We start from the raw sequence: 13,542 nt of genomic DNA, 5'->3' as shown, positions 1-13,542 counted from the left end.
TATCGACAATCCGGACTTAACGCTGCATGCTGGGATATAAACCGCAGCATGTGCGACACATCCGTGGAACATGCTCGAAATGTCGCCACGGCACTGTGGAAACCTCTGGAAAGGGGGGCGCGATGCTGCTGCGACTGAGGGTGTCCCTACCCGACAGACCGGGCGGTCTGGGGCAGGTCGCCAAGGCGCTCGGAGCGCTGGGGGCCGACATCCTGCAGGTCGTCGTGCTCGAACGCGAGTGCGGCCGGGCCGTGGACGACTTCACCGTCTCCTGGCCGGGCCCGATCACCCCGTGCGAGGCGCGCGAGCGGCTGTCCTCCATGCCCGGCGTACGCGTCGAAGGGGTCTGGCAGACCAAGGAGATGCCGGGATCCGCCCCCGACTACGACCTGTTGACGCACGTCGCGGCCGAGCCCGCACGGGGGTTCGCCACGCTGGTCGACGCGCTGCCCGGACTGTGCGGAGCGGAATGGTCGGTGGCCGTGGCCGACGGGGCCGTACGGCACGCCTCGCTGGCCGCCCCCGCCGAGTTCGAGCCTCCGGACCGCCCGCCTCGGGCCATGACCGTCGACGCCCGCGAGCTGCGGCTGATGGTGCTGCCGGTGGTCACCCAGGGCCTGCACGTGGTGGTCGCCAGGGCCGGCGGGCCGGTGTTCCACCGCGCCGAGGTGGAGCGCGCCGCGCGCATCGTGGACGTGGTCGCCACGCTCGCCGCCCGCCACGCGTCGGTACGCGCGGGTGATTGACCGGGCAATCACCTCGTCACTAACGTGAACGCGTCGACCGGTGTGGACAGGAGCCGCCCTTGACCGTTCACGAGCCCAGCATCGGCCGCTACTACGAGGACTTCACCGTCGGGGACGTCTACCAGCACCCCATGGGCCGCACCATCAGCGAGGCCGACAACACCTGGTTCACGCTCCTGACCATGAACACCAACCAGAACCACTTCAACGCCCACTTCGCCGCCCAGGCGCCCACCGGCAAGATCATCGTGAACTCCGGCCTGACCGTGGCCATCGTGCTCGGCCTCTCCGTCATCGACGTGAGCCAGACCGCGATCCTGAACCTCGGCTGGGAGGGCATCCGGCTCACCCACCCGGTGTTCGTGGGCGACACCGTCTACGCCGAGTCGAAGGTCACCGCGAAACGCGAGTCACGATCGCGCCCGTACGCGGGCATCGTCACCTGCTACACGCGCGGGCTCAACCAGGACGGCGACGAGATCATGTCGTGGACGCGCACCGTCATGGTCTACAAGCGTGACGCCCCGCACGACAAGAACCACTTCCCGCAGGCCAGGACCGGCCCCCTCTGATGACCCCTTCGACGGATCGGAAGCCATGGACTTCGAGCTGACGGACGAGCAGAAGGCGTTCCGCGAGACCCTGCGGGCGTTCGTGGACAAGGAGATCCTGCCGGTGGCCACCGAGTGGGAGCGCTCCGGCAGATACCCGGCCGAGATCATCGGCAAGATGAAGCAGATGGGGCTGTTCGGCCTCAGCGTGCCCGAGGAGTACGGCGGGATGGGCGCCGACATGGTGTCGTTCGCCCTCGTCTTCGAGGAGATCGCACGCGGCTGGATGGGCGTGGCCGGCACCATCGGCTCCCACTCGCTGGCCTGCTGGATGATCGCCCGCCACGGCACCGAGGAGCAGAAGGAGCGCCATCTGCCCGACCTGGCCGGCGGCGTGCGCCGTACCGCGATCGCGCTCACCGAACCGGCCGCGGGCACCGACCTGCAGGGCATCGGGACCCGCGCCGTACGCGACGGCGACCACTACGTCGTGACCGGCACCAAGACGTGGATCACCAACGCCCGCCACGCCGACCCGCTGCCCGTGCTCGTCAAGACCTCGGTCGAGGAGCCGGCGCACAGGGGCATGTCGGTGCTGCTCGTCGACCCGTCCACGCCGGGCTTCAGCGTCAGCCGTGATCTGCCCAAGCTCGGCTACAAGGGCACCGAGACGTGCGAGGTCGTGCTCGACGCGGTGCGCGTGCCGGTGTCCTGCCTGCTCGGAGGCGTCGAAGGGCGCGGGATGCAGCAGGTGCTCGGCGGGCTGGAGATCGGCCGCGTCAACATCGCGGCCCGCGCCGTCGGCGTCGCCCAGGCCGCCTACGACGCGGCGCTCGGCTACGCCCGCGAACGCACGGCCTTCGGGCAGCCGATCGCCGGCTTCCAGGCCATCCAGCTCAAGCTCGCCGACATGGCCACCGAGATCCAGGCCGCCCGCCTGCTCACCTACTGGGCGGCCGCGCGGGCCGACAGGGGAGAGCGGGTCGACATGGAGGCGGGCATGGCGAAGTACTTCGCCTCGGAGGTGGCGCTGAAGGCGTCGCTGGAGTCGATGCGCGTCCACGGCGGGTACGGCTACTCGCAGGAGTACGTCGTCGAACGGCTCTACCGGGACGCGCCGCTCATGGCCATCGGGGAGGGCACCAACGACATCCAGCGCATGGTGATCGCCCGCGCGCTCGTCTCGGGCAAGGGCCGCCTCGGCTGGTGACACGGGCCGCTTTTCCAGGGGTTCCGCGGAGTGCGAACGCCGTGCGGGCCGCATCACCCGGCCCGTTACGGGTAGGTTAGTGCGGGTGTCCGCAGCCACCTTCGCCTCCGCGTCCCCCCGTCCGCTGCCCACTGCCCGGCTCGCCTGGCTGGACGCCCTGAGGGGCATCGGCGCGCTGGCGGTGGTGGCCGAACACATGCTGCCCTGGTTCATCCCCCAGCTACGGCCCTACTGGTTCAACATCGGCGTCTACGGCATCCTGGTGTTCTTCCTGGTCAGCGGCTACATCATCCCCGTCTCCCTCGAACGCCACGGCGACGTGCGCGCGTTCTGGTTCAGCCGGTTCTTCCGCCTCTACCCGCTCTACCTAGCCGTGATCGCGATGGTGCTGGCCCTCTCCTGGTGGGTGCCGGTGCGCGAGGCCGTCCCGCGCGACGCGAGCGCCGTGGCCGCACACGCGACCATGCTGCTCGACGTCGTCGGCGTCGGAGGCATGGCCGACACGATGTGGACGCTGTCGTACGAGATGGTGTTCTACCTGCTGGTCACGGCGCTCTTCCTGCTCAGGGGCCACGGCTACAGCGGGCTGCTGGCGATGGTGTTCGCGGCCGGCGCCGTCGTGGTCGGGCTGGTGACGTCGGGGGCGCTCGTGGCGGGGGTCTGGCCGGCGTACGTGTCGTGCGCGGTGTTCGCGGCCGGGCTGGCGTGCGTCATCACGGGCAGGTTCCGCACCACCGCCGCCTGCGTGCTCGGGGTGATGGCGCTGCTGCTGCTGGTGCTGAGCAGCCGGGTCCCGTGGCTGGGCGTGGCGGTGGTCGCGGTGATGTTCGCCGGCACGGCCATCCACCGCTGGGAGCGCGGCGACGGGCGGCTGTGGCCGGTCGCGGTCACCACGGCGCTGGTCGTGATCGCGCCCCTGTGGGCCGTCACCAGTGGCTGGTGGTGGGTGCAGGGCGACGTGTGGCTGACCACGATCGCGCTGGCCGGCCTGACGTTCGCGGGCGGCATGGCGCTGCGCGGGCGGCGGCTGCCCAGGGTGCTCACCTGGCTCGGGCTGATCAGCTATTCGCTCTACCTGGTGCACCATCCCCTGCTGAAATATTTCGTGGCGGTCACGGGCGACCTGCGCCAGGCGGACCTGCCGGTGCAGATCGGCATGACCGTGCTGGTCACGATCCTGATTCTGGCCGGCAGCGCGCTCACCTACCGTTTCGTCGAGAAGCCCATGCAGGAGCTCGGCCGGCGCCTGTCAGGCAGGAGCGGCCACCGGCTCGAGAGCCCGGGCGATGTCCGGGCGCAGCCGGAGCGCCCGCGCGACGACGGCGTCCTCGGCGAGCAGGAAGCCGAGGTGCCTGACGGCGTGCGCGACCACGTTGGCCAGGGCGACCCGGTCGGGTGACGGTGTCGCGGGCGCCAGGCCGCGCGCGATCTCCAGCACGGGCACCTCGACCGCGGGCAGCCACGGCTCCGGATCGGGGCACACCGCGTAGGTCAGGACGATCTCGCCGCCCGTTTCGTAGCGCCAGCTCGTGGAGTGCACGACGGTGGCCGGATCCGCGGCGGCGACCCCGCTGAGCCGCCGGGCGGCCTCGTCGGGGCTTTCGCCGCGCTCCGGATGGGTACGTGCATGCCGGTAGGACCAGCGATTGCCGGAGCCTGCCCTGAGCATCAGCGTCTCCACCGAGACCACGTGTCTTCCCGTCACCGCCACCAACTTACTGCCATTCACATGCAGGTACGTCCCATGCGCATTCGCGCTCCGCTCTTGAACAGCCGGCCGGCCCGGCTGTAGTCGATGAGGTGCGAGAGAGAGGCCGACAGGCATGCCCGGTTCGCTGGTGCTGATGGGGTCGGGGGAGACGAGCCCGACCATGGTCGAGGTCCACCGCGCCGCGGCGCGGAGGCTGCCCGCCGGGGCGCGGGCCGTACTGCTCGACACCCCCTACGCCTTCCAGGAGAACCGCGCCGACATCTCCGCCCGCGCCTGCCGCTACTTCGCCCGCAGCGTCGGCCTGGACATCGAGGTGGCGGCCGGCGTCACCGGCGCCGACTGGGTGTTCTCCGGCCCCGGCAGCCCCACCTACGCACTCGACAGGTGGGCCGCCTCGGGCGTGGCCGGCGACCTGCGGGCCCGGCTGCGCGCCCGCCGGGGGGTGACCGTGCTCGCCTCGGCGGCGGCCTGCACGGCGGGCCTGGCCACCGTGCCGGTCTACGAGATCTACAAAGCGGGCGCCGACCCCCACTGGCGCGCAGGACTCGACCTGCTGGAGCCGCTCGGACTGCGGGCCGTGGTGATCCCCCACTTCGACAACGCCGAAGGAGGCACCCACGACACCCGCTACTGCTACCTCGGCGAGCGCCGGCTCTCCCGCATGGAACGCGAACTGCCGTCCGGCACCGCGGTGCTCGGCCTCGACGAGCACACGGCGCTCGTCATCGACCTCGCGAACGAGTCCGCGCACGTGGCCGGCAGGGGCGGCCTGACCGTCCGGCGGCCGGGCTCGTCCATCACCCTGCCCGCCGGCACCCGTACCGACCTCGGCGAGCTCCGGCGCCTGGTTGAGGGCGGCGCCGGCGTCACCGTCCCGACGCCGCCCGGCCCCGGACCCGCCGCTGTGCCCGCCGCTGTGCCCGCCGGGGCGACGCTGGAGGAGACCGCCCACGCGTGCGAACAACGCTTCAACGCCGCCGTCGCCGGGCCCGACATGGTGGCCGCCGCGCAGGCCGTTCTCGATCTGGAGGCCGAGATCGTCAAATGGGCCGCCGACACGGAGGAGGACTCCGGCGGGGTCGAGCAGGCCAGGGAGCTGATGCGGCTGCTCATCGCCCGGCTCGGCGAACCGGCCTCGACCGCTCGCCTGCGCGCCCTGGGCCTGAACGCCCTGGTGGAGCCGCTGCTCGCGCTACGCGCCCGGCTGCGCGACGAGGGCCGCTACGAGCTCGCCGACACCCTGCGTACGGCGCTGCTCGAAGGCGGGGTGGTCGTGGAGGACACCACCGACGGCCCTCGCTGGACCCCTGCTTCCTGAGGTCAGATGTCCCGGCGGGGGCAGGCTAGCGGCGCGGGGGGTCGATGCGGGCGCCGTCCAGCGTGAAGATCATGACGCGGCTGAGGTCCACGCCCACCTTGGCGGGGTCGCCGGCACGCCAGACAGGGTGGTTGCCCAGCCGCACGATGAGGTCGGAACGGCGGTGGATGCCGCTGTTGGGGTGCTGGCCCACCCGTTCCTGCTCCTGGTGCTGCTCCGGCTGCGAGAACAGCCGTTTCACCAGCCCCGTCAGCCGGCCCGACCCGTTCTTCGAGCCGTTGACGCGGCGGGCCGGGTCCGGCGGCTCTGGCACCGGGGCGAACGACATCCCCGACTCCAGGTACGCCAGCCACTCGTGCCCGTGATATTCCAGCGCCCGTACCCGCCCGTAGAACGAGGGCCCGTCGTAGCTCTCCGGCACCGGCGCCAGCCCGTCGGGCCGCAGGCCGACCAGCACCTGCCCGCCGGTGTGCTGGGAGATCGCGTACGCCCTGGGATCGCTCCACGGCATCGTCAGCCGGTGGGGACCGAAGTCGAGCATGACGTACTGGTTCTGCGGCGTCCTGACGTTGGCCGCCAGAAGGTTCAGCTGCTGGGAGTTGAGGAAGGCGGCCACGAAGGCCGTGGCTGGATCGTTGTAAATCTGGGCCGGGGTGCCGACGTCCTGGAGAACGCCACGGTTCAGGATGGCGATCCTGTCGGCCAGGGTCAGCGCCTCCACCTGGTCGTGGGTCACGTAGATCGTGGTGACGCCGAGCGATCTGACCAGGGCCGAGATCTCCATGCGCAGCTCGGTGCGCATGCCGGCGTCGAGGTTCGACAGGGGCTCGTCCATGAGGAACAACTTGGGTTGCCGGACGATCGCCCTGCCCATCGCGACGCGCTGTCGCTGGCCGCCGGAGAGCGTGCCGGGGCGGCGTTCGAGCGTCTCGTCGATGTGCAGCGCCTTGGACAACTCGGTGACGCGCTCGCGCACCATCGCCGGGTCGGACTTGGCGATCTCCAGAGGGAAGGCGATATTGCCGCGTACGGTCCTGTGCGGGTATAACGCCCCGCTCTGGAACACCATGGCGACGTCACGGTCGCGCGGGGCGAGGTGGTTGGCCATCTGACCGTCGAGCCAGAGCTCACCTTCGGTGATCTCCTCCAGGCCGGCGATCATCCGGAGCAGGGTGGACTTCCCGCATCCGGAGGGGCCGAGCAGGACGAGGAACTCGCCGGCTTGCGCCCGCAGGCTGAGGCGGTCGACCGCGAGGTAATCGCCCGGATACACCTTGGTCACTTTATCGAGAACGACCGAGCTCATGGGCCCACACCTTGCGCGCGTGTCACCTGTGACGGGGGCTGATTGATGAGGTAGTACATCGCGCCCTAACGGTACATGTCCACCCTTGATGTAAAGAATCTCGTTCGATTGCGTTTCGGTCGGGGGTTATGGGCATCCCTAGGCGTTGATTTCCGATTGTTAGGGGTGTGGAAGGGCTTGCGTAAACTTGCGGAAAGAGCTTTCATGGTCGAAACGTACCGGGGGAGACTATGACCGCATGGTGGCGTGACGCCGTGATCTACCAGGTTTACGTACGCAGCTTCGCCGATGGCAACGGTGACGGAGTCGGCGACCTGATCGGCGTTCGCGATCGCCTGCCGTATCTGACCCGCCTCGGCGTCGACGCCCTGTGGCTGACGCCGTTCTACACCTCGCCCATGGCCGACTTCGGCTATGACGTGGCCGACTACCGCGACGTCGACCCCCTGTTCGGAACGCTCGCGGACGCGAAAGCGCTCATCGACGAGGTCCACGCTCTCGGACTGCGGATGATCGTCGACATCGTCCCCAACCACACCTCCGCGGCCCACCCCTGGTTCCGGCAGGCGTTGCGCGGCGAGGGCCGTGACCGTTACATCTTCCGCGACCGGCCGAACGACTGGGAGTCGATCTTCGGCGGCCCCGCGTGGACCCAGGTCGAGGACGGGCAGTGGTACCTCCACCTGTTCGACCCCTCCCAGCCCGATCTCAACTGGGACAACGACGAGGTGCGCGGGGAGTTCGAGTCGATATTGCGGTTCTGGCTCGACCTCGGCGTCGACGGCTTCCGGGTTGACGTGGCGCACGGCATGGTGAAACCGGAGGGCCTGCCCGACATCGGCCGCGGCGGCCAGGCCACGTTGGTCGGCAGGGAGCCGGTGCCCTTCTTCGACAACGACGGCGTCCACGAGATCCACCGCTCATGGCGGCGCGTGCTCGACTCCTACCCCGGCGAGCGGATCGGCGTGGCCGAGGCGTGGGCCCCCACACCCGAGCGGCTGGCCCGTTACGTGCGCCCGGACGAGCTGCACCAGGCGTTCAACTTCCACTACCTGTTCGCCCCCTGGGACGCCGCCGAACTGCGCGCGGTGATCGACGCCTCCCTCGCCACGGCAGGCTCCGTCGGCGCCCCCACCACCTGGGTGTTGTCGAACCACGACGTCAAACGGCACGTCACCCGCTACGGCAGCCTGGCCAGGGCCCGCGCCGCCGCGCTGCTCACGCTCGCGCTGCCCGGCTCGGCCTACGTCTACCAGGGCGAGGAACTGGGCCTGCCCGAGGTGCTCGACCTGCCGGAGGAGCTGTGCCAGGACCCGCAGCGGCTGCGCGACCCCGGCAGCGGGCGCGACGGCTGCCGCGTCCCGATGCCGTGGACGCGCGCGTACGGCTGGACCCGCCCGTGGCTGCCCATCCCCGAGGAGTGGGCGGACCTGAGCGTGGAGGCCCAGCAGGGCGTGGCCGGCTCGACGCTGGAGCTGTATCGTGCGGCGCTGCGGCTGCGGCGCGGCCTCGGCGGGGAGCTGGCCTGGCGCGACTCGCCCGAGGGCACGCTCGTCTTCTCCAGGGGCGCGTTCGCCTGCACGGTCAACCTCACCTCCGACCCGGTGGACTTCGAGGTCGACGGCGAGCTGCTGCTGGCGTCCGACGTCCCCGGCGCACCCGATTCAGCGGCGTGGTGGAAAGTAAAGTGTCAGGCATGAACGGTCACGCTCGCCTAGCCGACATCGCCGCCCAGGCCGGGGTGAGTGAGGCCACGGTCAGCCGGGTGCTCAACGGCAAACCCGGCGTCTCGGCCGCCACCCGCCAGGCGGTCATGACGGCGCTCGACCTCATGGGCTACGAGCGCCCGCCCCGGCTGCGGCAGCGGAGCAACGGATTGATCGGCCTGGTGACGCCCGAGCTGGACAACCCGATCTTCCCTGCCTTCGCCCAGGCCATCGAGAAGGCGCTGACCCAGCACGGCTACACGCCGGTGTTGTGCACGCAGTTGCCGGGCGGAGCCCCTGAGGACGAGTTCACCGAGCTGCTGGTGGACCGGGGAGTCAGCGGCATCGTGTTCGTGTCGGGGCTGCACGCCGACACCACCGCGCGGATGGACCGCTACACCCGCCTCACCGACCGCGGGCTGCCGATCGTGCTGGTCGACGGCTACAGCGAGCACATCGACGCCCCCTTCATCTCGCCCGACGACCGCCTGGCCGCCCGGCTGGCCGTGCAGCACCTCGTCGACCTGGGCCACGAGCGCATCGGCATCGCGCTGGGGCCCCACCGGTTCGTCCCCGTGATCAGGAAGATCGAGGGTTACAAGCAGGCCATGGCGCAACTGCTCGCCACCTCCGACGTCGACGACCTGATCGCCCACTCGCTGTTCTCCGTCGAGGGCGGGCAGGCGGCCGCCACGCAACTGCTGGCCCGCGGCTGCACCGGCATCGTGTGCGCGAGCGACCTGATGGCGCTGGGCGCGATCCGCGCCTGCCGGCAGAAGGGCCTGTCGGTTCCGGCGGAAGTGTCCGTGGTGGGTTTCGACGACTCACCGCTGATCGCGTTCACCGACCCGCCGCTGACCACCGTACGCAAACCGATCGGCGCCATGGCCTCGGCGGCCGTGCAGACGCTGCTCGAAGAGGTCAACGGCGCCGCCCCCAGACACGTCGAGCTGATCTTCCAGCCGGAGCTCGTCGTCCGCGGCTCCACCGGCTCCGGCCCTCTGGTCAACCGGTGAACCGCGACCTTCTCGTCCTCGGCGGCGCCGGGGTCGACACCACGGTCTACGTGTCCGGACTGCCGCTGCCCTACCGCGACACCTACCTCGTGCCGCCGGTCGTGGACCGCATCGGCAACACCGGCGCCGGCGTGACGCTGGGCTGCCACGCGCTCGGCCTCGCGGTCGCCTTCGCCGACCTGATCGGCGACGACCCGCAGGGCGCGCTGGTCCGCCGGGCGCTGGGCGCGGTCGAGTGCCGCTGGGGCCGCGCGGAGGCGGGCACCCGGCGCAGCGTCCTGCTCGTGGGGCCCGACGGCCGCCGCACCTCGCTCCACGACGCGAAGGTCACGCCGGGGGAGCGCCTGGCGCGCGAGCTCTACGCGGACATACGTCCCCGGCACGTGCACGTGTCGATCATGGATTTCTGCCGTCACGCCCTCGGCGACTTCGGTGACGTCCCGATCTCCACCGACCTGCACGACTGGGACGGCGCCTCCGACTACCACAAGGACTTCGCCTACCGCGCCGACCTCGTGTTCCTGTCGGAAACCGCGCTGCCGGACCCGGCCGCCGCCATGCGCGACCTCACCGCGCGGGGGCGCGCCCGCACGGTCGTGTGCACGCGCGGCGCCCGTGGGTGCCTCGTCCTGACGCGCGGCTCCGGTGTGCGCGCCTTCCCGGCCGCGCCGCCCTCGGGGCCGGTGGCCGACAGCAACGGCGCGGGCGACGCGTTCGTCTCGGGCTTCCTGTACGGCACGGTGAACGGCAGGCCGCTGGAGGAGTGCGTACGCCTGGGGGCGATCGCCGGCGCGCACGCCTGCACGGTCACCGGCACGCACGAGTCCCCGATCACGGAGGCGCTGCTGCTCGCGAGGTCCGCCGCTAAGTAATGTGATAGTACGATTGAGCCGTGCTCGATCTCGTACGCGGCGTCTCGCCGGTCCTGGAGGTGCCCTTCCACGACGACGGCGCCCTCGATGCCGACGGCTTCGTCACGGTGGTCGGCGAGGTGCTGGCCACAGGCGTCACCTCGGTCATGTTCCCCGGCTTCGCCGGCGAGGTGCACAAGCTCGACGACGCCGAGCGGGAGCTGCTCACCGGCCTGCTCCTCGACGTCACCCGCCCCCGCGACGACGTGGCCGCGATCGTCTCGATCCCCGACCACGCCACCTACCACGCCGTCACGCGGGCCGTACGCGCCGCCGAGCGGGGCGCCGACGCGATCAACCTGCTGCCGCCGCACTTCCTGGGCCCCTCGCGTGAGGCCGTGCTGGCGCACGTCCGCGCGGTGCTGGCCGCGGTGGCGCCGCTGCCGGTCGTCCTGCAGTACGCCCCGGCCCAGACCGGCACCGCGCTCGACGCCGGCACACTGCACCGGCTCGCCGCCGAGCACCCCAACCTGCGCTGGGTGAAGGTCGAGTCGGCGCCGCCCGGCCGGCTGGTCGCGGCGCTGGCGGAGGGAGAGCGGCCGCTGCCCGCCCTGGTCGGCTACGCCGGGCTGCACCTGCCCGACGCGCTGCGCCGCGGCGCCGTCGGCGTGCAGCCGGGCTGCTCGTTCACCGACCTCTACGTCGAGTTGTGGCGGCGCTGGGCGAGCGGCGACGAGGCCGGGGCGCTGGCCCTGCACACCCGCCTGCTGCCCTACCTGTCCTACTGGATGCAGGGCGTGGAGCTCATCGTCGCCGCGGAGAAGGAGATCTCGCGCCGCCGCGGCTGGATCGGCTCGGCCCACTGCCGCGCCCCCGGCTACCGGCTCGATGAGGAGGAACACCGGATGATCGACCGGTTCGTCGAGGAGTTCGGGCTGGCGCCGGCATGACCGCCGGCCGGCGGCCGGCCCTTCCGGCGACCCCGGTGACGGGCAGCGGTGCGGCGCTGCAGGGCCTGCACGGGCAGGTGGTCGACAGGATCGGCGGTGCGCTCGCGGCGGGGGAGCTGCGCGCCGGGGAGGTGCTGCGGCTGGAGGACGTCCAGGAGCGCTATTCCGTCTCGCGCACGGTCGCCCGCGAGGCCGTACGCGTGCTGGAGTCCAAGCGGGTGGTCACCAGCCGCCCGCGCGTCGGCGTCACCGTGCGCCCGATGAGCGCCTGGAACCTCTACGACCCCCAGGTGATCCGGTGGCGGCTCGCCTCGCCGGGGCGGGCGGCGCAGCTGCGTGAGCTGGCCGAGCTGCGCGCCGCGGTCGAGCCCGCCGCCGCGGCGCTGGCCGCCGGGCTCGCGGGGCAGGGCGTGCGCCGGGAGCTGATCGCCCACGCGCAGGCGCTGACGAGCGCGGCGCGCGACGGCGACAGCGAGGGGCTGGTGACGGCCGACGCCGCCTTCCACCGGGTGCTGCTCGCCGCGTCGGGCAACGGCATGTTCGCCCAGCTCGCCGAGGTGACCGAGGAACTGCTCAAGGCCCGGCGCGATCAGCTGCTGCTGCCCGAGCGGCTCGACACGGCCGCCGTCAGGCGCCACCTCGACGTGGCCGAGGCCGTCGCCGCGGGCCGCAGGGCCGAGGCGGCCGAAGCGGTGCGCTCGATCGTGGAGTCCGCCCGCGACGAGGTCGAACACCTGCTCGGCGGCCCTTAGGCGGGGTCCCGCTCGGCCTTGGCGGCGGTCTCGGCGGCCAGCCGTCCAGGGGCCGTGAACGGCCCTGACGCCATCGCCACGGCCGCCGCCAGGAACATGGCCCCCGCGATGACGAGCAGCGGCGCGTCGAACGAGCCCGTGGCCTCCTTGACCACCCCGATGAGCGGCGTGACGGCCAGGCCCGCGATGTTGGCGACGGAGTTGATGAGCGCCACCCCCGCCGCCGCGGCCACCCCCGTCATGAAGGACGTGGCGCTGCCCCACAACGCGGGCACGGCCGACCACGCGGCCCCCGTGGACAGCGCCAGCAGCGCGAACCCGAGCACGCCCGGCCCGGCCAGCACGCTGCCCACCAGCATCACCCCGGAGGCCGCCATCGGCACCGCCATGTGCAGCGCGTGCCTGCCCCGCCGGTCGACGCCGCGCGCCACGAGCACCATCGCCACCACGGCCAGCGCGTACGGCACCGCGGTCAGCAGCGCGGTCACGAAGTCGCTCGGCTCGCCGAACCCGCCCTGGATCACCTGAGGCATCCACAGGGTCAGCCCGATGCTGTTGAAGGAGTACAGGAAGAAGAACAGCGCCAGCAGCAGCACCCCGGGGCTGGTCAGCGCCTGCCGTACGGAGATCGCCCGCTGCCCGTCGATCTCCGCCTGCTCGCGCGCGAGCCGCTCGACCAGCCACGTACGCCCCCGCTCCGGCAGCCACGCGGCCTCGCGCGGCTCGTCGGTGAGGAACCTCAGCACGACGAACCCGAGCACGACGGCGGGCAGGCCCTCGACGACGAACAACCACTGCCAGCCGGCCACGTCGAGGAACCCGTCCATCTTCATGATGAAGCCACTGATGGGCGCCCCGATGACGGTGGCCAGCGCGGCGCCGACGTAGAAGCGGCCCATCGCGCGGCCCCGGTGGCTGGCGGGGAACCAGCGAGCCAGGTACCAGATGATGCCCGGAGTGAAGCCGGCCTCGGCGGCTCCGAGCAGCAGCCGTACGATGATGAACGACTTCTCGCCCTGCACCAGGGCCATGCAGGCCGACACGATGCCCCAGCTGATCATGATGCGCGCGATCCAGCGGCGCGCGCCGATCCTGGCCAGCACGACGTTGCTGGGGATCTCGAAGATCACGTACGTGACGAAGAACATGCTGACCCCGAGCCCGAACTGCGCGGCGGTCAGCCCGATCGCCTCGTTCATGCTCAGGGCGGCGACCGAAACGTTCGACCGGTCGATGTAGGCCACGATGTAGCAGACGACGATCAGCGGCATCAGGCGGCCGGTCACCCGGCGCATGGTCTCTCGCTCCAGCTCGCCGACGCTCATCCCCGTGACCTCCTGTGCAACATATGCACACCATGAACTAATGGTGTTACCATTACCCTGCTGCAGGGATTCGGTCATGTCAACATCGCTGTAAAGGGCA

The 13,542-nt window shown here is 71.3% G+C and carries 12 protein-coding genes; 10 read left to right on the top strand and 2 right to left on the bottom strand.

What is annotated here, in order from left to right; translation table 11 throughout:
* Positions 1-122: 122 nt before the first annotated feature.
* The 5 genes from E1267_RS13085 (at position 123) to E1267_RS13065 (ending at position 5,536) form a co-directional block, all read left to right on the top strand.
* Positions 123-746 (top strand): ACT domain-containing protein, encoded by a 624-nt coding sequence (locus E1267_RS13085; RefSeq protein ID WP_132332713.1) that lies wholly within the window; start codon positions 123-125, stop codon positions 744-746.
* 59 nt (positions 747-805) lie between these two features.
* The gene (locus E1267_RS13080) at positions 806-1,318 is read left to right on the top strand and encodes a MaoC family dehydratase (RefSeq protein ID WP_132332712.1); all 513 of its coding nucleotides are present in this window, start codon (positions 806-808) and stop codon (positions 1,316-1,318) included.
* Positions 1,319-1,343: 25 nt separating this feature from the next.
* Positions 1,344-2,507, top strand: coding sequence for an acyl-CoA dehydrogenase family protein (locus E1267_RS13075; protein ID WP_132332711.1), 1,164 nt, complete (start codon positions 1,344-1,346; stop codon positions 2,505-2,507).
* Between the two features lie 85 nt (positions 2,508-2,592).
* On the top strand, positions 2,593-3,906 hold the full coding sequence (locus E1267_RS13070) for an acyltransferase family protein (protein ID WP_246063824.1): 1,314 nt from the start codon (positions 2,593-2,595) through the stop codon (positions 3,904-3,906).
* Between the two features lie 424 nt (positions 3,907-4,330).
* Complete coding sequence (locus E1267_RS13065; RefSeq protein WP_132332710.1) at positions 4,331-5,536, top strand: cysteine--tRNA ligase; 1,206 nt, start codon at positions 4,331-4,333, stop codon at positions 5,534-5,536.
* Positions 5,537-5,561: 25 nt separating this feature from the next.
* On the opposite strand, the gene E1267_RS13060 is transcribed toward E1267_RS13065, so the two are convergent.
* Entirely contained in the window at positions 5,562-6,842 is a 1,281-nt protein-coding gene (locus E1267_RS13060) for an ABC transporter ATP-binding protein (protein WP_132332709.1), read from the bottom strand.
* A 230-nt stretch (positions 6,843-7,072) separates the two neighbouring features.
* On the opposite strand from E1267_RS13060, the gene E1267_RS13055 reads away from it, so the two are divergent.
* From E1267_RS13055 to E1267_RS13035, 5 genes are read left to right on the top strand one after another with little or no spacing between them, the layout of a single operon-like run.
* Complete coding sequence (locus tag E1267_RS13055; RefSeq protein WP_132332708.1) at positions 7,073-8,542, top strand: glycoside hydrolase family 13 protein; 1,470 nt, start codon at positions 7,073-7,075, stop codon at positions 8,540-8,542.
* On the top strand, positions 8,539-9,564 hold the full coding sequence (locus tag E1267_RS13050; RefSeq protein ID WP_132332707.1) for a LacI family DNA-binding transcriptional regulator: 1,026 nt from the start codon (positions 8,539-8,541) through the stop codon (positions 9,562-9,564). Before E1267_RS13055 ends, E1267_RS13050 begins: the two co-directional genes overlap by 4 nt.
* Complete coding sequence (locus E1267_RS13045) at positions 9,561-10,436, top strand: carbohydrate kinase family protein (RefSeq protein ID WP_132332706.1); 876 nt, start codon at positions 9,561-9,563, stop codon at positions 10,434-10,436. Before E1267_RS13050 ends, E1267_RS13045 begins: the two co-directional genes overlap by 4 nt.
* Positions 10,437-10,456: 20 nt before the next feature.
* Positions 10,457-11,365, top strand: coding sequence for a dihydrodipicolinate synthase family protein (locus tag E1267_RS13040; protein ID WP_132332705.1), 909 nt, complete (start codon positions 10,457-10,459; stop codon positions 11,363-11,365).
* A complete protein-coding gene (locus E1267_RS13035; RefSeq protein WP_220449457.1) occupies positions 11,362-12,117 on the top strand; it encodes a FadR/GntR family transcriptional regulator in 756 nt (251 codons plus the stop codon). The genes E1267_RS13040 and E1267_RS13035 overlap by 4 nt, the downstream gene beginning before the upstream one ends.
* Here E1267_RS13035 and E1267_RS13030 read toward each other — a convergent pair.
* Positions 12,114-13,442, bottom strand: coding sequence for an MFS transporter (locus E1267_RS13030; protein WP_165959594.1), 1,329 nt, complete (start codon positions 13,440-13,442; stop codon positions 12,114-12,116). The genes E1267_RS13035 and E1267_RS13030 overlap by 4 nt on opposite strands.
* Positions 13,443-13,542 lie beyond the last annotated feature (100 nt).

Origin of the sequence: Nonomuraea longispora (assembly GCF_004348345.1) — a bacterium.
Lineage (GTDB): Bacteria > Actinomycetota > Actinomycetes > Streptosporangiales > Streptosporangiaceae > Nonomuraea > Nonomuraea longispora.
The sequence above is the reverse complement of the archived record's forward strand: the minus strand, read 5'-3'. Positions and strand labels throughout refer to the sequence as shown.